The organism is Deinococcus ficus, from assembly GCF_003444775.1.
GTDB classification, from domain to species: domain Bacteria; phylum Deinococcota; class Deinococci; order Deinococcales; family Deinococcaceae; genus Deinococcus; species Deinococcus ficus.
This window is the reverse complement of the sequence record NZ_CP021081.1, coordinates 719,331-743,459: the sequence shown is the minus strand read 5'-3', so window position 1 is coordinate 743,459 and position 24,129 is coordinate 719,331. Positions and strand designations below refer to the sequence as shown.

Genomic DNA, 24,129 nt, shown 5'->3' with positions numbered 1-24,129 from the left:
GCACGGCCCGCGCAGTTCAGGCCGGGCCGGCTTACAGTTTGCCCAGGTCCGGGTATTTTCTGATTGCCTGCTCCTCTGTCAGAAATTCGCCCGCCACGTCCGGACTCCACACCACCTGCACCTCGTGGATCTGGCCGCTGTTCAGGCTCATCAGGTGGCGGAGGACGGTGCTCACGGTTTCGTCCGTGCACGGCGACGTGGGCACGCTCAGGGAAGAACGGGCGGTGACTGCGCCGAGTGTCACGGCCAGATAGAGCGGGGCGCCCGGCTCCGGGGTGGCGGTGCTGCCGGCGATGGTGGCGCCCCTGAGTTCACCGTCCTGCTGGTTCTTCGTGGTTTCCGAGGTGAACGCGGCGCGGGCCAGCACGGCCCTTTCCTTCAGCTGGGCTTCCAGAGCGCCCCGCGTCCCGGTCATCACGTCTGCCCGCCCGTACACCCAGCTGGCCTGCGCGTCCAGGGTGACCTGCACCGCCTGAAGGAACATCCTGGCCAGCTGCCCCGGCTGGTCGACGTCGCCACTCACGGCAATGTCGTGAATGGCCCTCTGCACGCCGGGCGCATTCACGAGAAGCAGTTGCGTGAAGACGAGCTGAGCTGGTTTGCGCTGGACAAAAAACGCGATCACCCGGTCCAGCACCACGAGGGCCAGGAGGATGGCCATGCCCCACAGAACGACGACCGTCACGTCGTGCAGAAAGGTACTCGGCGCCTGACTCGCCGGATCACCGGCCGCCGTGTCATCGGTCTCCGACAACGTTGACCCCAGATCGTCATCGTCGTCGGACCAGGAGCGGCCCGAAGAGCTGCTGGATGAACTTGAGGAGCTGCTCGATCCTGAGGAGCTGGAACTGGAAGAGGAACCGGACGACCCCGATGAACCGGAACTCGTGGAGCCGCCGAAGCTGCCGCCGCTCTGCGCGAGGGCCAGGGGGATGAGGGACAGCAGCAGGACAAGAAGAAGGGGAGGAAAGTACCGCCGGGACACGGCCTGCACCATAACGGGTGCGGGCGCGTCCGGGCGGCGCAGGTGCGCGGCTTACAGCCTGGTGAGTTGCGGGTATTTGAGGATGGCTTCGTCCTCCGAGAGGAATTCGCCTTCCACATCGGGGCTCCAGACGACCTCGGCGCGGATCAGGTCGTCGGCGCTGACGCTGCTGATGGCGGCGAGCACCGCGCGGGCTTCGGCGGCGGTGGTGGTGCCGGCAGGCGGCAGGTTGCCGAGGGTGTGGGCGGCGACGGCGATGGTCACGGCCAAGTACAGGTCGGTGCCGTCTTTCTTGAACGTGTAGTCGCCGCGCTGCGAGAAGCCGCTCTGGGGGTCGCGGTTCTGGTAGTTGCTGGTGGTCTGGTCGGTGAAGGCCGCGCGGGCCTGCGTGGCCCAGGCGCCGACCTGGCTGTCGGCGGCGTTCGGGGCGCCCTGGGCGCGTTCCACGTCGCCGTACACCCAGCGTTCGGGGTGGCGCAGGGCGACCAGGGCGGCTTCCTGCAGCATGCGGGCCAGGCCGGCGTTGGTGTCGGGGTCGCCGGTCTGCGCGACGCGTTGCAGGCTGCGTTTGACCTCGTCGCCTTCGGCGAGGAGCAATTGGACCTTGACGGCCTGCGCGGTGCCGCTGAGGCTGTTCAGGCCGCCCAGGCCGCGGGCGCTGCTGCCGGCGAGGCTGCGGCGCATGCCGCCGACGACCATGAAGATCACGCCGCCGAAGATCAGGAGGGGCAGCAGTCCGAAGCCGCCGCCCATGGACACGCCGGGGCCGTAGTAGCCGCCGCCGTACCCGCCGCCGTTGATGATGATGGGGCCGCTGTACCCGCCGCCGTACGACCCGCCACCTCCGCCGTAGGAGCCGCCGCCCACGGACCCGCCGCCGGACCGCCCGCCGCTGCTGCTTCCGCCGAAGCCCCCGCCGGACTGGGCGAGGGCGGGGCTGGTCAGGGACAGCCCGCCGAGCGTGAGGGACAGGGCGACCAGGGCGGCCCGCAGGGGGGCGCCCTTCCGGTGGGGGGTGTGGCGAACGCGCTGCATGTGCGCAGTCTACGGGCCCGGCCCTTGCGGGGGTCGGCGGGAACCGTTCAGAAACCTTCACCCAGCCGCCCCCGTGCGCGCCGGGGTGAGGGAGCCCTGGGGTGAAGGGGTAGAGTGGCGCCGTGAGCAATGAGCCGGTGATCACCCTGAGTGCCGACGCCTGGGCGGCGTTCCTGGCGGGCCTGTACGAGCGCGACGACCGCCTGGACGTGCGCGCGCCCGGCGAGGCGTACGCGCGGAGCGAAACGGTGGACGCGTACGTGTTCAGCGGGCATGCCGAGGCCCTGCTGAGCGCGGAGGTGGACGGCGACGTGTGGGGCACCCTGGAGGACCTGGACGAGACGGCCGCGGACGAGCAGGAGGCCTGGGCGAAGATCCGCGCCTTTTACCTGGAGCGGGGCTGCGTGCTGCTGCGCGTGGAGGGCCTGAACGACCCGGGGGACGCCGAGGAGCCGGAGGAGTGGATCGTGACCGAGCGGCTCGCGCGGCGCCTGGGCCTGCCGGTCCCGGCGCGCTGAGGGGCCGGCTGGACTTTAAGGATTGATCCGGGCGGGCGGGGCGGAAGTTCATCCTGGGAGGGGGGCGCGGTCCTACGCTGAGCGCATGTTTAACCACCACGACCACGACGACTCGCACTTTCCCACCAAGCGGCTGCTGCTGCTGGGCGCGCTGATCGGCGCGGGCGCGTACTACCTGAGCCGCGAGCAGAACCGCAAGGCCCTGGACGCCAAACTGGCCGAACTGGGCCTGAAGGACGCGGCGGGCGACGTGAGCCACAGCGTCGCGCAGGGCTGGGAGAAGACCCGGGAAGCGGCGCACACCGCCGGCACGGTCATCGCGGACAAGGCCGCCGAGGTGAAGGACGCCGCGGCGGGCGGCACGCAGGCCGCCGTGGACAAGGCCAAGGAAGTGGCCGGTGACGTGAAGCAGGCCGTGACCGGCGCGGCCGAAACGGCCCGCGACGCCGCCTCCAAGGCCGCGGACACCGTGAAGGACAAGGCCCAGGATGTCGGGGGCAAGGCCCGGGACGCCGCGCAGGACCTGAAGGCCGACGCGAAGGACGCTGCGGACAAGGCCGGGAACCAGGGCGCCCAGACGCTGCAGGACATCAAGTGGGGGGCGAAGGACGCCAAGGACACGGCTGGCAAGGCGGCCGATGACGTGAAGAGCGCCGCGCAGAAGGCGGCGGACGGCGCGAAGGACGCGGCCCAGAATGCAGCGGACAGCGCGAAGAAAGCCGCGGACGACCAGAAGAAGGACGGCGGGCAGAAGGCCTGATCGCCGATTCGCTTCTTTCCGTGCCCTTCCCCACCTGCGCGGGGAAGGGTTTCCGTTGCTCACGGTCGGCCACCGATGAGCCGGGTACACTCGCCCCATGACGCGCAGGGACGCCGACCAAGCCGGCCAGGGCCGGACCCAGACCCTGGAGCGCACGCAGACGCAGCGCCCCCGCCTGTACCGCGTGCTGCTCCTGAACGATGACTACACCCCCATGGATTTCGTGGTGATGATCCTGGAACGCTACTTCCGCAAGACCGAGCAGGATGCCGAGCTGATCATGCTGGCCGTGCATCACAAGGGGCAGGGCGTGGCCGGGGTGTACACCCGCGACATTGCCGAGACGAAGGTCGCGCAGGTCACCGCCCACGCCCGCCGGGACGGGCATCCGCTGTGCGTGGTGGCGGAGCCGGAGGTGGGCGAATGATCGGGGAACATCTTCAGCTGGCGATCGCGCGGGCCGCGGACCACGCCCGGTCGGCCGGGCACGAGTACGTGACGCAGGAGCACCTGCTGCTGGCCCTGACGCGGGACCCGGAGGCGCTGGAGGCGCTGCTGGCGCTGGGCGTGAACGTGGAGGCCCTGCGGGACGACCTGGAGGAGCACCTGTCGGCGCTGGAGCGGCTGGAGGGCGTGGACCCGGAGTTCACGCTGGGCGTGCACCGGGTGGTGCAGGGCGCCGTGCTGCAGTTGCACGCCAGCGGCAAGGGTGCGCAGGAAGCGGACGGCGCGCGGGTGCTGGTGGAACTGCTGGAGGAGGAGGACAGCCTGGCGCGCTCGGTGCTGGAGGCGCGGGGCGTGACGCGGCTGGACGTGCTGAATTTCGTGTCGCACGGGGTGGCGCGCGTGGAGGGCCGCAGCCGGGAGCGGCGCGTGGCGGGCGTGGACGGCCCCCTGCCGGAGGGCGGGGACGCGCCGGAACAGGACCCGCTCTCGGCGTTCACGACGGACCTGACCGCGCAGGCGCGCGCGGGCGAGTTTGACCCGGTGATCGGCCGGGACGCGGAGCTGACGCGGGTGGTGCACGTGCTGGCGCGGCGCACGAAGAACAACCCGGTGCTGGTGGGTGAGCCCGGCGTCGGGAAGACGGCGCTGGCCGAGGGGCTGGCGCAGCGGGTCGCGGACGGAGCGGCACCCGGGTTCCTGAAGGGCGCGGCGGTGTACGCGCTGGACCTGGGGGCGCTGCTGGCCGGCACGCGGTACCGCGGGGATTTCGAGGAGCGGCTCAAGGGCGTGCTGGCCGCGCTGGACGGCGTGAACGCGGTGCTGTTCATCGACGAGCTGCACACGCTGGTGGGCGCGGGCGCCACCGAGGGCGGCAGCGTGGACGCCGCGAACCTGCTCAAGCCGGCGCTGGCGCGGGGTCGGCTGCGGGTGCTGGGCGCGACCACCCCGGCGGAACTGCGGCACCTGGAGAAGGACCGGGCGTTGTGGCGGCGCTTCCAGACGGTGGAGGTGATGGAGCCCTCGCCGGAGGACGCGCGGGAGATCGTGCGGGGGCTCGCGCCGAAGTACGCGGCGCATCACGGCGTGACGTTCACGCCGGAGGCGCTGGACGCCGCGGTGCACCTGAGCGTGCGGCACCTGCGGGACCGCTTCCTGCCGGACAAGGCCATCGACGTGCTGGACGAGGCGGGTGCGGCGCGCAGCAGTGCCGGGCAGGGCGGGGTGGTCGGTGCGCCGGACATCGAGGCGACGGTTGCGCGGATGGCGCGCGTGCCGGTGGGCGCCGTGAAGGCTGAGGAGGTGCAGTCCCTGGCGACCCTGGAAGCGGACCTGAAGGGCCGCGTGTACGGGCAGGACCGGGCGGTGGAGGCGGTGGCCTCGGCGGTGAAGCTGGCCCGCGCGGGCCTGCGCGACCCGCAGAAGCCGCAGGGCGCGTTCCTGTTCGCCGGCCCGACCGGGGTGGGCAAGACGGAACTGGCCCGCGCGCTCGCGGACCGGCTGGGGGTGCCGCTGTCCCGCTTCGACATGAGCGAGTACCAGGAGGCGCATACCGTCGCCCGGCTGATCGGGGCGCCCCCCGGGTACGTGGGGTTCGATCAGGGGGGGCTGCTCACGGACGCCGTGGCGAAGCACCCGCATTCGGTGCTGCTGCTGGACGAGATCGAGAAGGCGCACCCGGACGTGTACAACATCTTCCTGCAGCTCATGGACCACGGCACCCTGACCGATCACGCCGGGAAGAAGGTGGACGGCCGCGGCCTGGTGCTGATCTTTACCACGAATGCCGGCGCGGCCGACGCGAGCCGACCGGCGCTGGGCTTCTCCCGGGAGGGCCGCGCCGGTGAGGAGGCCGAGGCCGTGAAGCGGACCTTCACGCCGGAATTCCGCAACCGATTGGACGCCGTGATTCACTTCCGGCCGCTGTCGCGTGAGGTGATGGGCAGCGTGGTGGACAAGTTCCTGCGGGAGCTGGAGGGGCAGCTCGCGGAACGGAAGGTGAAGCTGAACGTCACGCCCGCCGCCCGCGCCCGCCTCGCGGCACTCGGGTACGACCCGGTGATGGGTGCCCGGCCGCTCACGCGGGTGATCGAGGCGCAGGTCAAGCGCCCGCTGGCCGATCAGCTGCTGTTCGGGCGGCTCAAGGAAGGCGGGCGGGTCACGGTGGGCCTGAAAGACGGCGCCTTCACCTTCCGCTGACCCGCCGGGATTACTTGCCGGGAAGCTGGGGCTTGTCCGGGCCTCGGCTGGCGTCCTTCTTCCGGCTGGATTTCAGGGTCACGACCTTCCCGGTGCGGGCGCTCTCGTACAGGGCGTCCATGACGACGTGGTCGGCCACGCCTTCCTCGCCGGGCGTCCAGGGGGTGCCGCCCTCCAGGATGCACCGGCTGAAGTGGTTGAACTCCTGCGTGAACTGGTCGTACTCGGGGAAACTGGGCTGGTGGGTGCCTGCCTCGTCCGTGAGCTGGAGTTTCAGGCCGTCGTACGGGAAGGCGGGGTCCATCAGGAGGCTGCCGTCCTCGCCGAGCACGCGCAGGGTGGTGGTCTTGGCGGCGCCGTAACTCGTCAAGCCGGTCGCCATGATCCCGCCGGGGAACCCGAGCGTGAAGGCCACGCTCTCCTCCACCTCGCGGAATCGCGGGTCACTTTTCGGCTGGTGCAGCGCGGCGAAGACCCATTCGGGCTCGGTGCCGAGCACGAAGCGCATGATGTTCACGCTGTAGATGCCGACGTCCGGCAGCGGCCCGCCGCCCGCGAGGTCCTGCTTCATGCGCCAGGCGGTGGCGTCGGTCTCGACCTGCGTGTGAATGCTGTCCAGCAGCTTGACCTTCCCCAGGCGGCCGCCCTGTACGGCGTCGCGCGCCGCCCAGTGTTCCGGGGTGTACTGGCAGCGGTACGCGGTCATGAGTTTCACGCGGGCCTTCTTGCAGGCGGCCACGATCTGGCGGGCGTCGTCGGCGTTCATGCCGAGCGGTTTCTCGCACAGGACGTGCTTGCCCATCTTCGCGGCGCGTTCCACGTACTCGCGGTGCATGCTGTTGGGCAGCACGATGTACACCGCCTGCACGTCCTCCCGGTCCGCGAGCTCCTCGAACTGGTCGTAGGTGTACACGTCCCGGTCGGACAGGTCGAAGGCCCGGGCGAAGGCCTCGCCCTTGTCCTCCTCGCTGGTGACCAGCGCCGCCACGTAGCTGTTCTCGCTGGTGCGGGCGGCGGGAATCAGCTCGTCGGCGGTGAGTTTGCCGATGCCGACGATGGCGTACCCGACGCGCCGGGACTCGGGCTTGGGGTTCGGAAGGTCCGGTTTCTGCGGCATGCCCCAGCGTAGGGCGGGCCGCCCGCCCGCCCGTGCAACCCGCCTTCAGACGAAGTTCAGGTGCCGCGCGGGGCGATTCAGCTGCGCAGCAGGTTCTGCACGGCCGGCGGCGTGCCTTCCCCGCCAGGGAATTTCACGGCCACGTGCACGGTCGTGCCGGGTTTCGTCTCCGGGTTCAGGTGAATCCAGTGCGGCGCGAGCACCGGCGGGTTGGGCTGCGGGTCGATGGCGCGGATGATCAGGTCACCGCGGGCCGGCAGCATCACGCACCACCCGTCGGGGTTGGCGGTAAAGGCGCGCACCGGCAGGATGCCCTGCAGGGTCAGTTTCTCCGGCGTTTCCCAGTAGTCCAGCAGCAGCAGGCCCTGCGCGCGGCTGTGGTCCTCGGGCGCGAGGTCGAACTGCACCTCGATGCTGTCGGGCGTGCCGGGCAGCAGGTTCATCCAGCCGGGCATCACGAAGCGGTTGCTGGCCGCGCTCTTGAACTGCTGCGCGGGCGCCGGGGGTGGGTTGGTCATGCCTGCAGCCTACCGCCCCGGCCGGCCGGGGCGGGCGGCGACGGGCCGGGGGATTACTCGCCCTGGCTCAGCGCGGTGCGCAGCAGGGCCTTCATGGCCAGGAACCCCACCAGGAAGAACATCAGCGGCGTGAGGTTCACGCTGACCTCAGCGTCCTTCTCGGGCTGCAGGGCGTTCTGTTTGCGGTAGCGGATCATGCCCGCAGCGTAGCCCCCACACGTGAAGCGCGGGTGCCGCGCCGCTTATGAAATGGTTGAGGGCCGGGCGGGCAGGGTGTCCAGGCCAGCGTCCCGGCCGGTGAGCTTCACCGTTGCGTCCGGGGGCGCGCCGCGCTAGAACGCGGTCATGAGCAGCGCCCCCACCCTGGCCCCCGGCATCGCGGGCACCATGACCGCCCTGAGCAAACAGGAGGCCCGCGAGGGCATCTGGATGATCGACACCGACGTGCCCACCCCCGGCCCGAACGACCTGCTGATCCGGGTGCGCAAGAGCAGCATCTGCGGCACGGACGTGCACATCTACAAGTGGGACAGCTGGGCGCAGAAGACCATTCCGGTGCCCATGGTGGTCGGGCACGAGTACGTGGGTGAGGTGGTCGGGATGGGCAGCGAGGTGCAGGGCTTCCAGATCGGGGACCGGGTGAGCGGCGAGGGCCACGTCACCTGCGGGCACTGCCGCAACTGCCGCGCGGGCCGCCGGCACCTGTGCCGCAACACGCTGGGCGTGGGCGTGAACCGCCCCGGGTCGTTCGCGGAGTACCTGGTGCTGCCGGCCTTCAACGCTTTCAAGCTGCCGCAGGACATCCCGGACGACATCGCCGCGATCTTCGATCCGTTCGGGAATGCGGTGCACACGGCCCTGCAGTTCGATCTGGTGGGCGAGGACGTGCTGATCACGGGCGCCGGGCCGATCGGGGTGATGGCGGCGGCCGTGGCGAAACACGTGGGCGCGCGCAACGTGGTGATCACGGACGTGAACGAGTACCGCCTGGACCTCGCGCGGAAGATGGGCGTGACCCGCGCCGTGAACGTGGCGCAGGAGGACCTGTGGCACGTCGCCACGACCGAACTCGACATGCACGAGGGCTTCGACGTGGGCCTGGAAATGAGCGGGTCGGGCCCCGCCTTCGCGCAGATGGTGCAGGCCATGAACAACGGCGGGAAGATCGCGCTGCTGGGCATTCCCAGCGGGGACGTGCAGATCGACTGGAACGCCGTGATCTTCAAGATGCTCACCATCCGCGGCATCTACGGCCGGGAGATGTTCGAGACGTGGTACAAGATGGCCGCCCTGATCCAGTCCGGCCTGGACCTGAGCCCCGTGATCACGCACCACTACGGCATCCGCGACTTCCAGCAGGGTTTCGACGCGATGCTCAGCGGGCAGAGCGGGAAGGTCATCCTGGACTGGGCGGACCTGAAGGCCCCGGGCGCCTGACCGAAAAATCCAGGCGGCGCCGGCATTGACCTGCCGGCGCCTCGGTTTGTCGGGGTGCTCCGAACGGGAGGGACGGCGCTCGTCACGCCGCCTCTCCCATTCAGGGGCTTACTTGGGGCGGGCGCTGGTGTCGAAGGCGGGGTCCAGCGCGGCGATGCTGTCAGTCAGGAGCTGCACGGTGTATGTGAGGTTGTGGATGCCGCGGCTGCGGTCTTCGAGCACGTAGCGGTAGTTGAACAGCGCGCCGACCTGCGCGGCCGTGTAGGGCGCCGCAGCCTTCGCGCCGATGTAGGTGCCCTTGGCGTCGTACATCGCGAGCTTGGTCTGCATGGCGCCGGTGCCCTGCGGGTTGACCAGCAGGTCCATCAGACCCTGCACTTCGTCCTGCACGTATTCCTTCTTGCCGTCGCGGTCGTAGTCGTCGCTGGCGGTCACGGCGAACACGGCGGTCGGCCCGACCCACTGCACGCCGGCGTCACTGAACTTGCTCCAGCTGGCGGTGCCGGGGGCCTGCTTCATGTCCTTGTGGCAGCTCACGCAGGCGCTGGTGTTCAGCGTCTCGACCTCGTGCACCTCGCCGGCCAGGTTCATGCTATGCCCGCCGATCTCTGGGCTCAGGCTGTAGCGGCCTTTCGGGAGGTTCATGTGGCAGGACACGCAGGTGTTGTCCACGCTGCTGTAGTGGTCGCTGCTGCCGTAGGTCTTACCGGGGAACTGGTAGGCGTTCGTGCCGACCATCATGTCGGCCTGCGGGCCGTGGTGAGCGCCCAGGCGGGCGGTGACGTCCTTGGCGGGCAGGTCCTTCACGGCCGCCTTGGCGTCGCTGCGGGACTGGTGGCAGCTGGCGCACAGGTTGCCCTTGCCGCCGTCGAATTCTTCCTTGTTCACCAGCGTGACGGCCTTGGTGGTGCGCAGGGCCATGGTGCCGGTCTCGTGAGGCGCGTGGCAGGTCATGCAACCGGGCTGCGAGGGGTTGGCGACGAAGGTGGCCGGGTCGATCTTGCCCTTCTGCGTCCACTCAATGAAGCCCTCGTTGGTGTGGCACTGCTGGCAGCCGCCGCCGTTGGCGTAGGTGGCGTTGCCGTTCAGTTTATGCGCCGAGTGCTCGTACGTGAGTTTGGCGCCCAGCACCGGGTATTTGGGGGTGCTGCCGTGGCAGTTCATGCACGTGGCCGAGGACACGCCCCTGACGTTCGCGCTGGCGGTGCCGGCCTGCGCGAGCACCATGGTGCCGGCCAGCAGGGTCCCGCTGTTCAGGGCCTGCACCTGGGCCTGGGTGGCCTGGGCCGGGCCGGACGAGGAGAGAGGCTGGGCGGCGGTCTGCATGTGGCCGGCGGCCACCAAACCGGCCAGGGCCGCTGCGGGCAAGCCGGCAAGGATGAACGCCTGACGCAACCACGACGATCTCATAGTGACCTCCTGTCGGGAAGGCAGGGGCCTCCCCAGGCGACGGTGCGGTCACTCTCCCCCCCGGCAATTACGGAGCTATTACGAGATCGAAAGGGTGGCCGGGGCCTTACCCGGGCCTGTCCGCCCGCGGCCTGAAGGGCACCGGGGCGGGAACCAAGGCGCCGGCCCCCGCAGTCACGGGGGCCGGCCGGGGTGCGCGGGGCTCAGAGTTCGGCGGTGTCGCGGGCGGTGCGGCCCCAGGCGAGCAGGGCGATGATCAGCGTGAACGCGATCAGGCTCAGGGTGGGGATGGTCAGGATGGTGTTCAGGTCGCGCAGCGCGCCGTTGCCCCACACGGGCCAGGGCGTGGTGCAGGACACCGCGCCGGTCGTCGGGGAGCACACCAGGGGCGTGGGGATGATCCCCCAGGTTTCCAGGTTCTGGAACAGCGCGATGCACCAGCCGATCACGGCGAGCGGCAGGGCGTACACGCGGATGCTCAGTTCGCCGCGCAGGGCCGCGATGCCCAGCCACAGCGCCAGGGGGTACATGGCGATCCGCTGGTACCAGCACAGGACGCAGGGCACGTAGCCTTTGACGTTGCTGAAGTACAGGCTGCCCAGCGTGGCGATCAGGGCGACCACCCAGGCGAGGTAAAGGCGCGTGTCACGGCTCATGCCCAGAGGGTAAAGCATGCCGGGCGGGGCACGCGGCCCCTCCCCCGCTCCGCCCGTCCGGAATGGATGAAAAACCGCCGCCTGGAGCGGGCTCCGGGCGGCGGGGGCAGGGGTGGGGGTGGCTCAGTTGGCGGCGGAGACGGCCTCGTCGATGGCCTGGCTGATGGCGCTGGCGGTGCCCTCGACCTTCTTGCCGTTCACGAACACGGTGGGGGTGCTGTTCACGCCGGCGGCCTCGGCCTGGCGCTTGTCGGCTTCCACGGCGGCGAGGGTTTCGTCGTTGTCGAGGCAGCTGGCGAACTTCGCGGCGTCCAGGCCCTCGACGTTGCCGGCCAGGGTCTTCAGGTTGGCCTTGCTGGCCCACACTTCGCTTTCGGGGCCCTGCGAGCGGAACAGGATGCCCTTGAAGACCTCGTAGCCTTCGTTGCCCTGCTGTTCACGCACGCAGCGGGCGGCCTGGGCGGCGTACTTGCTGTCGTCCTCGGGGTTGCGGGCGACCTGGGTGGAGATGAAGGGCCAGACCAGGGTGTACCACTTCACCTGGCCGCCGTCCACGTACTTGGTTTTCAGTTCGGGTTCGATGTTGTCGTTGAAGTTCTTGCAGGCGGGGCACTTGAAGTCCTCCACGACGACCACGTTCACCTTGGCGTCGTCCTGCCCGACGTAGGGCATGTCCGCGAGGTTGAAGGTGGCGGTGGTGCCGTCGCCGCCGGTGCGGGGTTTGCCGCGCACGGCGAAGAGGGCCAGGGCGATCAGGACGACGGCGATCAGCGTGCCGATCACCAGCGTGGTGTTGTTCGAGTTGCTCCCTTTGAGTCTGGTCATGTCGGGTTCAAGTGTAGCGTCCGCACCCTGAGAAGGACTGCGGACGCGGCGGGACGGGCGGGCCCCCGGTCAGGGGTGGGCGCCGGACTCCGGGTCGGTGCCGACCGGGCCAGTGCCGCGGGCGGCCTCGGGCGTGGCGAGCAGCAGCGGGACGGTCTCCTGCCGGGCGTGGTGGCGGGCGCGGGCGCGCAGGATCATCTCGACGACCTGCCGGATGAAGCTCACGCCCACCCCGATCAGCATGGCGAGCAGGGCCGACTGCTGGAAGCTGTCGCTGGCGGGAAGTTTGAGTTCCGGGTCCACCTGCGTGCCGTAGCGGCCCACGCCGATCAGGGTGGCGGCGAACAGGGCCGCGCCGAACGGCAGCACGAACGGCCCGCCGGAGTGCTTCACGAGCAGCAGGGCCATCAGGGCGCCGCCCACCAGCGGGAAGATCACCAGCCACTGCGTGAGGTTCCCGGCCGGCCCGAACAGGCCGATCAAGCCCAGCGCGAGGCCCAGGTACCCGAACCAGCCGCCGAGTTCGTCGGCGAGCAGCACGACCAGCACCCAGGCGAGCAGCTGCATGTTCCACTGCCCGGGCGTCCACAGCAGGTACGCCAGGGCGCCGAGCAGCAGCAGGCCCGTGAGGTTGCGCAGGGCGGCTTTCAGGCCGGCGCGGCGGCGCTGCGCCCGGGTGAGGGGCAGGGCGGGCGTGGTCACGCGCCCGCCGCCTTCTTGGCCCGGCTGGCCCGTGGGGCGGCCTTCCTGGGTTCGGTCTGCGTGGTCTTCGCGGCCTTGCGGGGCTTCTTCGCGGGCGCAGCGGGCGCCTCAGCGGGAACAGCAGTGGCGCCGGCGGGAACGATCCCGGGCACCCGGCGCAGCCACGCGCCGGTGTGGCTGCCCTCGTGGGCGGCGAGCTGTTCGGGCGTGCCGGTGGCGACGACCGTACCGCCGCGCACTCCGCCTTCCGGGCCGAGGTCGATCAGGTAATCGGCGCACTTCATGACATCCAGATTATGTTCGATGATCACCAGGGTGTTGCCGCCCTCGGCGAGGCGCTGCAGGACTTCCATGAGTTTGCGCACGTCCTCGAAGTGCAGGCCGGTGGTGGGCTCGTCCAGGATGTAGATGGTCTTGCCGGTGGCGCGCTTGCTCAGTTCGGTGGCGAGCTTGATGCGCTGCGCTTCTCCGCCGGACAGGGTGGTGCTGGGCTGTCCGATGCGCATGTACCCCAGCCCGACGTCGAGCAGCAGGGCCATCTTGCGCTGGATGGTGGGGATCGCCTCGAAGAAGCTGTGGGCGTCCTCGACGGTCATGTCGAGCACGTCGGCGATGGTCTTGTGGTTGTATTTCACTTCCAGCGTCTCGCGGTTGTAGCGGGCGCCCTTGCAGACCTCGCACGGGACGTAGATGTCCGGCAGGAAGTTCATCTCGATCTTCATGACGCCGTCGCCTTTGCAGTGCTCGCAGCGGCCGCCTTTCACGTTGAAGGAGAAGCGGCCCGCCTGGTAGCCGCGCCGGCGCGCTTCGGGCGTGCGGGTGAACAGGTCGCGGACCTCGGTGAACACGCCGGTGTACGTGGCGGGGTTGCTGCGCGGCGTTCGTCCGATGGGGCTCTGGTCGATCTCGATGACCTTGTCCAGGTGCTCCATGCCCTCGATCCGGTCGAAGCGGCCGGGGGTGGTTTTCGCGCCGTTCAGTTCGCGGGCCAGGGTGGCGTGCAGGATGTCGTGGATCAGGGTGCTCTTGCCGCTGCCGCTGGGCCCGGTCACGACCGTCATGGTGCCCAGGGGAATCTCGATGTCCACGTTCTGAAGGTTGTGTTCCTTCGCGCCGAAGACCCTGAGTTTCTTGCCGTTGCCGCGCCGGCGCTCGGTGGGCACGTCGATCTTCAGTTCGCCGCGCAGGTACTTCCCGGTCAGGCTGTTGCGGTCCTGCTTGACCTGCTCCGGCGTGCCGTACGCCACGACCTCGCCGCCGTGCACGCCGGCTCCGGGGCCCATGTCCACCAGGTAGTCGGCCTCGACCATGGTGTCCTCGTCGTGTTCGACGACAAGCAGGGTGTTGCCGAGATCCCGGAGATTTTTCAGCGTGCCGATCAACCGGTGGTTGTCCTTGGGGTGCAGGCCGATGCTGGGTTCGTCCAGCACGTACAGCACGCCGGTCAGGCCCGACCCGACCTGCGTGGCGAGGCGGATGCGCTGCGCTTCTCCGCCGGACAGGGTGTTCGCGGTGCGGTCCAGGCTGAGGTAGTCCAGGCCCACGTCCACCAGGAAGCTCAGGCGGGTGCGGATGGCGCGCAGGATCGGCGCGGCCACCGCGGCGCCGAAGTCGTTCAGGGCGTACTCGTAGTGGCGCGGGCCGTGCGCTTTCACGCTGCCGCCCAGGCCCTGGCCCAGGTACGGCTTGATGCGGTCGTGGTTCAGCTCGCCGTCCTGCAGCCAGCCGAAGAACGCGTCGGCGTCCAGCACGCTCATGCCGCTCGCCTGGGAGATGTTCAGGCCGCCCACGCGCACCGCGAGAATCTCGGGTTTGTAGCGCGTGCCCCCGCAGGTGGGGCAGGGGCGCAGGTCCATCAGTTCTTCCAGGCGCTCTTTCATGAAGTCCGACTCGGTGTCCGCGTAGCGGCGTTCGAGGTTGTGGATCACGCCCTCGAACTCGGTCATGAAGCGCATGGTTTCCTTCCCGCCCCGGCGGTACACGACCGGGAACGCCTCGCCCGGTCCGTGCAGCACGGCCTTCTGCGCGGCTGCGGGCAGGTCGCGCCAGGGGGTCTTGAGGTCGAAGTCCAGGTGTTCGGACAGCGCCTTGAGTTTGTCCCAGTAGTAGATGCCGGCGTCGGTGCCCTTTTTCGTCCAGGGCAGGATGGCCCCCTCGGCGATGGACAGCTTCTCGTCGATGATGCGTTCGGGCGTGAATTCCTGCTTGCTGCCCAGGCCCGCGCAGTCCGGGCAGGCACCGTACGGGTTGTTGAAGGAGAAACTGCGGGGTTCGAGTTCCTCCAGCACGCTGCCGTGTTCCGGGCAGGCGAACTTCTCGGAGTACAGCTCCTCGTGCGCGCCGCCGTCCTCGCCGCCGTCGGGCATCAGGACGCGCAGCAGGCCCTCGCCGCGGCGCAGGCCGAGTTCCACGCTTTCCGCGATGCGGCTGCGGTCCCCCTCACGCAGGGTGACGCGGTCGATGACCACGTCCACGTCGTGCTTCTCGAACTTCTCCAGCTTGAGCTTCTCGGCCTCGTCGAGTTCGTACAGGGTGCCGTCCACCCGCACGCGCGCGAAGCCCTCGCGGCGCAGGTCCGCGAACAGCTTGCGGTACTCGCCCTTGCGGCCCCGCACCACCGGCGCGAGCAGGATGGCGCGCTTGTCCGTGAAGCCGCCCAGGAGGCGGTCGGTGATCTCGCTGGGGCTCTGCTTCTCGATCTTCCGGCCGCAGACCGGGCAGTAGGGGGTGCCCACGCGGGCGTACAGCAGCCGCAGGTAGTCGTGGATCTCGGTGACGGTGCCCACGGTGCTGCGGGGGTTGTGGCTGGTGGTCTTCTGGTCGATGGAGATGGCCGGGGACAGGCCGGTGATGCTGTCCACGTCGGGTTTTTCCATCAGGCCCAGGAACTGCCGGGCGTACGCGCTGAGGCTCTCGACGTAGCGGCGCTGGCCTTCGGCGTAGATGGTGTCGAAGGCCAGGGTGCTCTTGCCGCTGCCGGACACGCCGGTGATCACGATGAACTGGTCGCGCGGCAGTTCGACGGTGATGTCCTTGAGGTTGTGTTCGCGTGCGCCGCGCACGATCAGGTTCTGGTTCTGCACTCTCCACTCCTTTCCACGCGGCCGCCGGAGGGTTGCCGGCCGCCCGCTCGATTACGCCGGATGCAGAAGAGGCCGCACCCGATCTGAAACGAGACAGTCTACAGGATCGGAACGGGACCGCACCAGCCCGGAAGTCTGGAGCCGGCCCTCAGGGAAGCGGGCAGGTCATCTCCCACTGCGCCAGCGGCGTCTGGGTAAAGCCGCAGGCGCGCAGGAAGCCGTCCACCAGCGGCTCCGGCACGATGGCCGGCACCACCAGCTTCACGTCCGGGAAGGCGTACGCCAGCGCCGAGAGCAGCGCCCGGCCCTGCCCCTGACGGCGCGCCGCTTCCGGCACGACCATGGCCCGCAGGACCAGCGCGCCCGGCGTCGCCACCACCCAGGCGGTCGCCTCCTCCAGCCGGAAGGCGCGGGTGGGCGCGGTCAGGGCACAAAGGGTGGCGGGCTGCATCTGCCAGGGCAGGTGCAGGGCGGAGTGCCGCCACAGGCTCTCCTCGGCGTCCGACAGGGCCACCTCCCGCACGTCCAGGGCGGCGCCGCTCAGGCCGGCCGCCTCGTACCCGGCCAGCCGCACCCCTTTCCGGAAGCCGCGGCGCTCGTACAGGCGGGCCGCGCCCTCGTTCGCCTCGATCACCTCCAGCCGCATTTCCCGGTCGCCGCGGGCGCGGGCGTCGGCCAGCGCGCGGTCCAGCAGCGCGGCCCCCACGCCCTGCCCGCGCCACGCGGGGCGCACGCTCATGGCCGCCAGCCGGCTCACGCTGCCGCGCCGGGCGATCAGCGCCTGCCCCACGGGCTCGCCGTCCAGCTTGGCGACCAGCGAGGCGCTCAGGTCGATCTGCTCGGCCCGGGCCCGCGCGGCGAAGGCAGCCGGGTCATCGGGAATCGTCACGAAGTAGCCCTCGAAGCCCTGGGCCATCTGGGTCGCCAGGGCACTCAGGGGAAAGGCCGAGGCGGCAAGCATCTGAAGTTCGGCAGGCATGTATCCCTGATTCTGGCCGGGCCCTCCGCCGGCCCGCACCCGCCGAACGGCCTACCGCCCTCAGGGCAGGGCGAGCACGCGCACGTTGCCGTCCCGGGCGCTCAGGTAGTGCAGCTGCCGGCCGTCAGGGCTCACGGACCAATCCGACGACCGCACCTGATCCCCCAGGTCCCCCAGCGTCGCCCAGGTGCGGGCCACCGCGTCGTACTGCCGCAGTTCGTGCGGGCCGCCCGCCGCGTTCAGCGGAATCAGCAGCAGGCGCCGGACGTCCCGCCAGCGGTACGACCCGAACGTGGACAGTTCCCGTGGCGCGCCGCCCGCCGATTCCTGCACCCACAGGCCGTTGCGGGCGGCACTGTCGAACGCCACGGTGTACGCCACGAAGCGGCCGTCCGGGCTGGCGGTCACCGACCGGAAGTTCAGGGCCTGCCGCAGCACCCGCCGGGCGCCGCTGCGGACGTCCAGCGTGAACAGCTCCCGGTCGCGCGCCTGCGCGGAGGGCTTGCCGCTCAGCAGCAGGGTGGTGTCGTTCAGCCAGCCGTGCAGGCTGCCGCCCGTCAGCGAGGCCACCTGGCGCGGCGCGCCGAACACGTCCGCCACGAACACCCGCGTGGCCCGCCGGTCGAAGTTGCCGGTCGTGGCGCTGCGCACGTACGCCAGCCGCGTCTCGGCGCGCGTCCAGGCGACGTCCGCGCCGTAGGTGGGCAGCGTGAAGCGCCGGCCGTCCGCGAGGCGTTCCAGGGTGGTCGCCTCGCCGGGGCCGGGCCGCACCGCCCAGCGCAGCGCCGGCGAGAAGTACGCCACCGACGAGAAGCGCCGCGTGACCGTCCCGCCCGCCGCGGGCACCTGATAGATGCCGGTGGTGGCGCGGGCCGGCGGGCCGTCCAGGAACAGCAGCGCGCGGGAATCCGGCGTCCACACCGCGCCGGGGCAACAGCCGCCGCTGAGGACCGCGCGGGAGGGCAGAGTGGCCGCCATCGCCGGGAGGGTCAGGGCGGCGGCCAGCGCCAGGGCACCCAGGCTCCGCTGGAGGATGGACACGGGTGGGCGCTTCACCTGGCGCCTCCGGCGGCGGGCGGCCACGGCTGGCGGTATTCGTTGAGCAGCGGCCCGCCCCGCAGCGCGGCCGGCTGGTCGTCCGGCGTCTGCCAGCGGCGCGGGCGGGTCAGGTCGTACTCGTACCCGCGCCCGAAACTGCCGGCCAGGGCCAGGGAGTTCCAGTCCGCGCGGATGTAAGGCAGCGGGTTGAAGAACCGCTGGTGCGAGCGGTCCCGGAGTTCCAGGTGCAGGTGCGGGGCGCTCACGCAGGTGCCCTGCGAGTCACCGCTCTCGCCGATCACCTGCCCGCGCGTCACGCGCTGCCCCACGCGGAGGGGCGAGCGCACGCGTAGGTGCCCGTACAGGCTCGCGAGGTTCCCGGCGTGGTTCACGACCACGTTGTGCGGCGGGCTGCCGTGCGGGCCGTCCACCTCGGCGATCACGCCGTCCCCGACGGCGCGCACGGGCGTGCCGCACGGCGCGCTGAAGTCCAGGCCCGCGTGGATGCCCTGCAGGTTCCCGTACGTGCTGCGGCGCTGCCGGTACGCGCCGGTGGTGTTGCCGTACCCCTGGCCCAGCATCCAGGTGTCCGGGCCGGGCGCGCCCGCGAACGGCAGGCCGAACTGCGCGGCGGGCGGGGCCACGGCGCTCAGGGGCAGCGGCGCGGCGTAGTGGGCGACGGCCGCGCCGGTCAGGGCCGCCGTCAGGGCGAGGGGCGGCATCAGCACTCGTCGGGCGGACATGCCTGATGCTGCCTGCCGGGCGCGCCCGCCAGCGTACGCGCGCCCACCATCGTTTCTTTAGGCAGCGGTCAGGCTTTGCGCAGCAGGATGCTCTTCAGGTACAGGCTTTCCGGCACGCTCAGCAGGTGCGGGTGGTCGGCCGGCTGGTAGGTCACGGCCGTGACCTCCGCGTCGGTGCCCGCCTCGGCGGCGGCCACGCGGGCGGCGTCCAGCAGGTCGTCCACGCGGATGTAGTGGGCGCAGGTGCTGATCAGGAGGTGCCCGCCGGGGGCAAGCATGCGCAGAGCGTGCGCGGCGCCCTCGGTGAAGATGCGCTTGGCCTTGGGGATGTCGTCGCGGCGTTTGGCGAGGGTGGGCGGGTCCAGCACGACGGCGTGGAAGCTGCGTTTCTCCTTTTCCAGGTTTTTCAGCTGGTCCAGCGCGTCGCCCCAGCGCACGCCCACCTGCAGGCCGTTGCCGCGCGCGGCCTGCTCCAGGGCCGCCAGGGCCACCTGGTCCTTGTCCACGGCGACGGCCTTCGCGCCGGCGCGCGCGGCGTGCAGGCTGAAGCCCCCGGTGTAGGAATACACGTCCAGGAAGCCCTGCCCGGGCTGCACCAGGGTGCGCATCAGGCGGCGGTTGTCGCGCTGGTCCAGGAAGAACCCGGTCTTCTGCGCGTCCAGCGGGCTGAAGTGCAATGTCAGGTCGTCCTCGTGGAACTCCACCCGCGCCGGCAGGTCGCCCCACAGGGCGCCGCTGATCAGGTCCAGGCCCTCCTTGCGGCGCTCGCCGGTGTCGCTGCGCTCGAAGGCGCTGGTGGCCCCGGTGTCCTCGCGCAGGGCCCTGAGAATCAGGTCGCGGTGGCGTTCCACGCCGGCGTTGCGCAGCTGCACGCTGAGCACCTCGCCGAACTGGTCGGCGACCACGCCGGGCATCCCGTCCGCCTCGGCGTGCAGGACGCGCACGGCGTTCGTGCCGGTGATGCGGCCCTCTCTGCGGGCGCGCGCGGCCTTCAGGCGCGCGCGGTAGAACGCCAGGTCCACGTCCTCTTTCTGCCAGGTCAGCATGCGCAGCGGGGTGGCGCCCTGCGGGTTGAAGTACCCGCGCCCCAGGAACGCGCCGCCCTGGGCCTTGACGTCCACGACCTCGCCGGGCTGGATGCCGGGGTCGGCGTCCAGGATGTCGCCGCTGTGCCCGAAGGGGTAGCGGCCCGCGATGCGGCGCACGGCCTGCGGCTGAATGGTCACGGTGGCGGCCTTCTTCACCCGTGAAGGGTAGCGCACGGTCCGGAGGGGCAGGGCGGGCGTACAGTGGCGCGCATGAACGCGGAACTGCAGGGGCGGGTCGTGGCCGTGACGGGCGCGAGCAAGGGCATCGGGCTGGCGCTGGTGCGGGCCCTGACGGCGGCGGGCGCGCAGGTGATCGCCGGGGCGCGCAGCGTGGACGGCGTGCAGGTGCAGGGCGCCACGTTCCTGCCGCTGGACGTGACGGACGAGGCGAGCGTGCAGGCCTTCGCGGAGCGGGCGGCCGCGGCGGGCGTGGACGCCCTGGTGAACAACGCGGGCGTGGGGGCGTTCATGCCGGTGCAGGACATCACCCCGGACGAGTACCACCGGGTGATGGACACGAATGTGAAGGGCACGCTGCTGGTCACGCGCGCCCTGATTCCGCACTTCCAGGCGCGGCACGCGGCGGGGCAGGGCTCGCAGGTGGTGAACGTGACGAGTGACGTCTCCGCCCGCACGTTCGCGAACGGGGCGCTGTACACCGCCAGCAAATACGGGCAGCGGGCCGTGACGCACGCTCTGGCGCACGAGGGGCAGGGCTACGGCCTGCGCGTCACCGAGGTCCGCTCCGGGATGGTGGACACGTACTTCGCCGGCTCGCAGCCGGGAGAAAGTCATAAGGCGGATTGGCTGAAACCGGAGGACGTGGCCGACGCGATTCTGTACGCTCTGTCGGTCCCGGCGCGGGTGCGGATCGACGAGATCCTGCTGCACCCCACCGTGCAGGAGGTGGCGTACCCATGAAACAAGTGCTCTCCCTGGCGGCCCTGGTGCTGGGCCTGTCCGCCTGCGGGGCGATTCCCACCCCGGAGGTGAGCGTCCCCGACTCCACCATTCCGCTGGCCGCCTCGATGGCCGCGTCCCCCGGCAAGGTGGTGTATGCCGAACGCAACGGCCTGCCGCAGACCGTGCCGGCCGCCCTGAAGAACCTCACGCTGCGCGGCGACGCGACGTACCACCGCCTGGGCGGCACGCTGACCACCATGAACATGTACGTGCGGACGTCACTGACGGACCTGACCGGCTGCACGGTCGTGCCGGCCACGCCCGTCACGCCGCGCCTGTTCGTCTGCGACGCGGCCGCCGAGGCGGCGCAGCGGATCGGCACACTGAACCTGCAAGCGGGCGTGGCGATTCCCTTCGAGCTCAGCGGGGCGGCCCTGGACGCGGCCGCGCACGCCGGGAGCGGGTACTTCGGTATGGAGGTCGTGGCCGGCAGCCCGATGGACGGCGAGACGGTCAAGCTGTCGAACGTGAAGGCCCAGGCGAAGATCTGAGACCCACCGGCAGGGCGCCCCGGAGCATGACCCCGGGGCGCCCGCCTGCTGCGTTCAGCGGCTCCAGCGGCGCAGCAGGGTCTGCAGGCGCTCGGGCGTGACGTTGCGGTACTCCTGGCCGTCCACGCGGACCAGGGGGGCGTCCTCGGCACTGACCTGCGCCCCGCACTGCGAGAGGCACAGCTCGACGTTGCCGTCGGCGCTCACCATTCCGGGGCTGATGCGCAGGGCGTCCCAGACGGTGTCCAGCAGGGTTTCCCGCTGCTCGATGGTCAGGTGGTCGGTACAGAGTTCCAGGCGGGTCACGGGCATCAGCGTGCCCATCCTAGAGCATGCGTTCAGGCAGGCCGGCCTGCGTGGGGTGTGCGGGGCCGTATCTTCCCGGGGTGAGCGCCGCCTCTCCCGTCCAGCCTGCCGCGTCCGCGGCTGCCCAGCGTTCGGCGCTGCTGGGCGTGATTCTCACCGTGACCCTGTGGGGCGGGAACATCGTGCTGCTCAAGGCGCTGCTGTCTTACCTGGACGCGCAGAGCATCAACGCCGGGCGGTTCCTGGTGGCGGGCGTGGTCCTGGTGGCGCTGGCCGTCCGGGCGCACGGCTGGCCCCGCTGGCCGGCGCGGACGTGGCTGGCGGTGGCCGGCGTGGGCCTGCTGGGCAACAGCCTGTTCCAGACGCTGTTCCTGACCGGCATCAACCTGTCCCCGGCGGGCGTGGCGGGCCTGGTGAACGGTGTGGTGCCCGTGCTGGTGCTGCCGCTGGGCCTGCTGCTGGGGCACCGGGTGACGGTAAAGCAGGCGGGCGGGGTGGGCGTGGCGTTCCTGGGGTTGCTGGGCCTGCTGCTCCTGACGCGGCAGCCGGGCACGCCGGTGTCGCTGGTCGGGCTGGGGTGGCTGCTGCTGGCGGCGACCTGCTGGGCGCTGTACACGCTGTTTAACCGGAGCCTGTCGGCGCGGGTGGGGGCGCTGCCGTTCGTGGCGTTCAGCCTGGGGCTGGGGTGCCTGCCGTACCTGCTCCTGGCCCTGCCGCACCTGCACGTGCGGGGCACGCCGCCGCTGGCGTGGCTGGGCGTGCTGGCCAGCGGGCTGGGCGCGAACGTGGTCGCGTACCTGGCGTGGGCGCGGGGGGCGCAGGTGCTGGGCGCGGCGCGCACCAGCGTGTGGAACACCCTGGCGCCCGTGATCGCGCTGATCCTGAGTGCGCTGCTGCTGCACGAGCACCTGCCGCTGCCGGTGTGGCTGGCGGCGGGCGTGATTCTGGGCGGGGCGGCGTGGGCGAACTGGCCGGAACGGCCCGCGCCGCTGGGCGGCTAGGGGCCGTTCTTTCGGTCCAACGAGCAGCCCCCGGCCTGCAGGCCGGGGGCGCGTGCTGGGGAGCGGTTACTCGGCGTCGGGGTGGCGGTCGGAGCCGTGCAGCGCGACAGGTTTGCCGCGCCGGACGCGCAGGTTCAGCAGTTCCACGCCGATGGCGAAGGCCATGGCGAAGTACGTGTAGCCCTTGGGGATCTTGAACCCGAACCCGTCGGAGATCAGGTTCACGCCGATCAGGAGCAGGAAGGCCAGGGCCAGCATCTTCACGGTGGGGTGGGCCTGCACGAAGTCGCCGATGGGTTTGGCGGCGACCAGCATGATCAGCACGGTCACGACCACGGCGGCGACCATCACGCCGATGTCGTCGGCCATGCCCACGGCGGTGATCACGCTGTCCAGGCTGAACACGATGTCCAGCAGCATGATCTGTCCGATGATCGCGGCGAAGTTCGCGCCCACGCGGCCCCCCACGCTCGGCGCGTCATGGCCGGGGCCTTCGAGCTGTTCGTGCATTTCCTTGACGGCCTTGTACAGCAGGAACAGGCCCCCGAAGATCAGGATCAGGTCGCGGCCGGAGAAGCCCATGCCGAACAGGCTGAACAGGTCGTCCTTGAGGCGGTAGATCCAGGTGATGGAAAATAGCAGGGCCAGGCGCATCAGCATGGCGCCCAGCAGGCCGATGGTGCGGGCGCGCTGTTGCTGCTCGGGGGGGAGTTTCCCGGCGAGGATCGAGATGAAGATGACGTTGTCGATCCCCAGGACGATTTCCAGGAGGAGCAGGGTGGCGAACGCCAGCCACGCTTCGGGCTGGGTGATCCAGCTGAACAGTGATTCCATGAATGGGTACTCCAGGCGCCCGCAGCGCCGTGCGGGCGGAAGGATGAGTGGAAGAGGCCGGGGCGGCCCTTCCGGGCGGGGTGTGAAGGTCCGCGCCGGGCGGCCTTCCGGGGGAAGGGCTCGGCGCGTTACAGGTCATGCTCCGGGAGAAGTTGTGCACCGTTCATGCGAGTTGCATGAAGGACCTTCATTTTTCACTCAGGAATTGCGGTGGCCGGGAGGCCCCCGGGCTCAGCGGGGCGTGGCGCCCTCCAGGTACACCGCCAGCAGCGCGCGCGCCGTTTCCTCCGGCTCGGGCAGGCGGGGCCCGGTCACCAGCGGGTAGATGATCGCCAGGAACGCCCGGGCCAGCGCGCTGGGCGGCAGGTCCCGGCGCAGCTCACCGCGGGCGGCGGCGGCGTTGAACAGGTCGGTCAGGCCACCCATCCACACGCGGCGGTACTCGGCCTCGAAAGCGGCGCGCCGGTCCGGGGACACGTGCCGCAGTTCGGACGCGAGTTGCAGGCCCACACGCTGCTCGGGCGCGCTGGCGATCAGTTCCCCCACCAGGGTGTTCAGCTGCGCGTGCAGGCCGCTCTGCGCGCCGGCGTGCTGCACGAGGCGGTCCAGGCCGGCCAGGGCGCCGTCCAGCATGGCCAGGAACAGCGCTTCCTTGTCGGCGTAGTGGTGGTACAGGGCCGGCTTGGTCACGCCGACGGCCTCGGCGACCTCCCGCATGCTGACCCCGTGGTACCCGCTGGCCACGAACAGGCGCGCGGCCTCCTGCTGGATGCGGATGCGGGTGCTGTCAGGGGCGGACGGGTACGAGGCTGAAACGGTCACACAGGCATGATACGCGCCGGGCAGGATGTCCCGGTCCGGCCCCCGGCCGAGCGCGCAGTCTCGCCGCGCCGGACGGATGCGCTAGACTGCCCTCACAGCGCAATTCAGCCTTCCGGGCCCTGCCGCCTCACTGGCCGGTCCGCCCGGACCCCTCCCGCGTTCACGTGGCCCCGTC

General features: G+C 70.7%; 25 protein-coding genes. 8 read left to right on the top strand and 17 right to left on the bottom strand.

Translation table 11 applies throughout. The features are described from left to right. Positions 1 to 31 precede the first annotated feature (31 nt). Positions 32 to 685: a DUF1517 domain-containing protein gene (locus DFI_RS03715; protein WP_027461992.1), complete on the bottom strand. Its 654-nt coding sequence runs from the start codon at positions 683 to 685 to the stop codon at positions 32 to 34. A gap of 351 nt (positions 686 to 1,036) precedes the next feature. Beyond that, positions 1,037 to 2,020: a DUF1517 domain-containing protein gene (locus tag DFI_RS03710; RefSeq protein WP_027461991.1), complete on the bottom strand. Its 984-nt coding sequence runs from the start codon at positions 2,018 to 2,020 to the stop codon at positions 1,037 to 1,039. A 122-nt stretch (positions 2,021 to 2,142) separates the two neighbouring features. Between DFI_RS03710 and DFI_RS03705 the strand changes: the two genes are divergently transcribed. From DFI_RS03705 to DFI_RS03690, 4 genes are all read left to right on the top strand, one after another. Continuing rightward, the gene (locus tag DFI_RS03705) at positions 2,143 to 2,538 is read left to right on the top strand and encodes a hypothetical protein (RefSeq protein ID WP_027461990.1); all 396 of its coding nucleotides are present in this window, start codon (positions 2,143 to 2,145) and stop codon (positions 2,536 to 2,538) included. Between the two features lie 85 nt (positions 2,539 to 2,623). Next, complete coding sequence (locus tag DFI_RS03700) at positions 2,624 to 3,298, top strand: hypothetical protein (RefSeq protein WP_043776931.1); 675 nt, start codon at positions 2,624 to 2,626, stop codon at positions 3,296 to 3,298. 97 nt (positions 3,299 to 3,395) lie between these two features. After that, positions 3,396 to 3,725, top strand: coding sequence for an ATP-dependent Clp protease adapter ClpS (gene clpS, locus DFI_RS03695; protein WP_022800026.1), 330 nt, complete (start codon positions 3,396 to 3,398; stop codon positions 3,723 to 3,725). After that, positions 3,722 to 5,941 (top strand): AAA family ATPase, encoded by a 2,220-nt coding sequence (locus tag DFI_RS03690; protein WP_027461989.1) that lies wholly within the window; start codon positions 3,722 to 3,724, stop codon positions 5,939 to 5,941. The genes clpS and DFI_RS03690 overlap by 4 nt, the downstream gene beginning before the upstream one ends. A gap of 10 nt (positions 5,942 to 5,951) precedes the next feature. Here the strand turns inward: DFI_RS03690 and DFI_RS03685 are convergent, their stop codons facing one another. The 3 genes from DFI_RS03685 to DFI_RS20070 all read right to left on the bottom strand — a co-directional run bounded on the left by DFI_RS03685 (position 5,952) and on the right by DFI_RS20070 (position 7,773). Further along, a complete protein-coding gene (locus DFI_RS03685; RefSeq protein ID WP_027461988.1) occupies positions 5,952 to 7,058 on the bottom strand; it encodes a Gfo/Idh/MocA family protein in 1,107 nt (368 codons plus the stop codon). Between the two features lie 77 nt (positions 7,059 to 7,135). Continuing rightward, positions 7,136 to 7,576, bottom strand: a complete 441-nt coding sequence (locus tag DFI_RS03680) for a hypothetical protein (protein ID WP_027461987.1) — start codon at positions 7,574 to 7,576, stop codon at positions 7,136 to 7,138. Between the two features lie 53 nt (positions 7,577 to 7,629). Further along, positions 7,630 to 7,773, bottom strand: a complete 144-nt coding sequence (locus DFI_RS20070; RefSeq protein ID WP_162899070.1) for a hypothetical protein — start codon at positions 7,771 to 7,773, stop codon at positions 7,630 to 7,632. Between the two features lie 190 nt (positions 7,774 to 7,963). On the opposite strand from DFI_RS20070, the gene tdh reads away from it, so the two are divergent. After that, entirely contained in the window at positions 7,964 to 9,013 is a 1,050-nt protein-coding gene (gene tdh / locus DFI_RS03675; RefSeq protein ID WP_027461986.1) for an L-threonine 3-dehydrogenase, read from the top strand. 108 nt (positions 9,014 to 9,121) lie between these two features. Here tdh and DFI_RS03670 read toward each other — a convergent pair whose 3' ends face one another. From DFI_RS03670 to DFI_RS03630, 9 genes are all read right to left on the bottom strand, one after another. Further along, positions 9,122 to 10,381: a hypothetical protein gene (locus tag DFI_RS03670; protein ID WP_155864498.1), complete on the bottom strand. Its 1,260-nt coding sequence runs from the start codon at positions 10,379 to 10,381 to the stop codon at positions 9,122 to 9,124. Positions 10,382 to 10,626: 245 nt separating this feature from the next. Continuing rightward, on the bottom strand, positions 10,627 to 11,079 hold the full coding sequence (locus DFI_RS03665) for a disulfide bond formation protein B (protein ID WP_022800033.1): 453 nt from the start codon (positions 11,077 to 11,079) through the stop codon (positions 10,627 to 10,629). A gap of 123 nt (positions 11,080 to 11,202) precedes the next feature. Further along, on the bottom strand, positions 11,203 to 11,904 hold the full coding sequence (locus DFI_RS03660; RefSeq protein ID WP_022800034.1) for a DsbA family protein: 702 nt from the start codon (positions 11,902 to 11,904) through the stop codon (positions 11,203 to 11,205). A gap of 69 nt (positions 11,905 to 11,973) precedes the next feature. Then, positions 11,974 to 12,606 (bottom strand): hypothetical protein, encoded by a 633-nt coding sequence (locus DFI_RS03655; protein WP_051307458.1) that lies wholly within the window; start codon positions 12,604 to 12,606, stop codon positions 11,974 to 11,976. Further along, a complete protein-coding gene (gene uvrA / locus DFI_RS03650; protein ID WP_027461984.1) occupies positions 12,603 to 15,689 on the bottom strand; it encodes an excinuclease ABC subunit UvrA in 3,087 nt (1,028 codons plus the stop codon). The genes DFI_RS03655 and uvrA overlap by 4 nt, the downstream gene beginning before the upstream one ends. 148 nt (positions 15,690 to 15,837) lie before the next feature. Further along, positions 15,838 to 16,668: a GNAT family N-acetyltransferase gene (locus DFI_RS20925; protein ID WP_027461983.1), complete on the bottom strand. Its 831-nt coding sequence runs from the start codon at positions 16,666 to 16,668 to the stop codon at positions 15,838 to 15,840. Between the two features lie 60 nt (positions 16,669 to 16,728). Beyond that, the gene (locus DFI_RS03640; RefSeq protein ID WP_244940307.1) at positions 16,729 to 17,724 is read right to left on the bottom strand and encodes a TolB-like translocation protein; all 996 of its coding nucleotides are present in this window, start codon (positions 17,722 to 17,724) and stop codon (positions 16,729 to 16,731) included. Further along, positions 17,721 to 18,449, bottom strand: a complete 729-nt coding sequence (locus DFI_RS03635) for a M23 family metallopeptidase (RefSeq protein ID WP_051307457.1) — start codon at positions 18,447 to 18,449, stop codon at positions 17,721 to 17,723. The genes DFI_RS03640 and DFI_RS03635 overlap by 4 nt, the downstream gene beginning before the upstream one ends. A 68-nt stretch (positions 18,450 to 18,517) precedes the next feature. After that, positions 18,518 to 19,693, bottom strand: coding sequence for a class I SAM-dependent rRNA methyltransferase (locus tag DFI_RS03630; protein WP_051307456.1), 1,176 nt, complete (start codon positions 19,691 to 19,693; stop codon positions 18,518 to 18,520). A gap of 54 nt (positions 19,694 to 19,747) precedes the next feature. Here DFI_RS03630 and DFI_RS03625 point away from each other — a divergent pair, with 54 nt between their 5' ends. Next, positions 19,748 to 20,458, top strand: coding sequence for an SDR family oxidoreductase (locus DFI_RS03625; protein ID WP_027461979.1), 711 nt, complete (start codon positions 19,748 to 19,750; stop codon positions 20,456 to 20,458). Next, positions 20,455 to 20,991 (top strand): putative periplasmic lipoprotein, encoded by a 537-nt coding sequence (locus DFI_RS03620; protein WP_027461978.1) that lies wholly within the window; start codon positions 20,455 to 20,457, stop codon positions 20,989 to 20,991. The genes DFI_RS03625 and DFI_RS03620 overlap by 4 nt, the downstream gene beginning before the upstream one ends. 54 nt (positions 20,992 to 21,045) lie before the next feature. On the opposite strand, the gene DFI_RS03615 is transcribed toward DFI_RS03620, so the two are convergent. Further along, the gene (locus tag DFI_RS03615; protein WP_027461977.1) at positions 21,046 to 21,303 is read right to left on the bottom strand and encodes an NAD(P)H-dependent oxidoreductase subunit E; all 258 of its coding nucleotides are present in this window, start codon (positions 21,301 to 21,303) and stop codon (positions 21,046 to 21,048) included. A gap of 74 nt (positions 21,304 to 21,377) precedes the next feature. Between DFI_RS03615 and DFI_RS03610 the strand changes: the two genes are divergently transcribed. Next, complete coding sequence (locus DFI_RS03610) at positions 21,378 to 22,298, top strand: DMT family transporter (protein ID WP_027461976.1); 921 nt, start codon at positions 21,378 to 21,380, stop codon at positions 22,296 to 22,298. A 66-nt stretch (positions 22,299 to 22,364) separates the two neighbouring features. Here the strand turns inward: DFI_RS03610 and DFI_RS03605 are convergent, their stop codons facing one another. Together DFI_RS03605 and DFI_RS03600 are read right to left on the bottom strand one after the other, a co-directional pair. Beyond that, on the bottom strand, positions 22,365 to 23,132 hold the full coding sequence (locus DFI_RS03605) for a TerC family protein (RefSeq protein ID WP_022800045.1): 768 nt from the start codon (positions 23,130 to 23,132) through the stop codon (positions 22,365 to 22,367). 231 nt (positions 23,133 to 23,363) lie between these two features. Continuing rightward, positions 23,364 to 23,954 carry a TetR/AcrR family transcriptional regulator gene (locus tag DFI_RS03600; protein WP_027461974.1) on the bottom strand — a complete coding sequence of 197 codons (591 nt, stop codon included), beginning with the start codon at positions 23,952 to 23,954 and terminating at the stop codon, positions 23,364 to 23,366. Positions 23,955 to 24,129 lie beyond the last annotated feature (175 nt).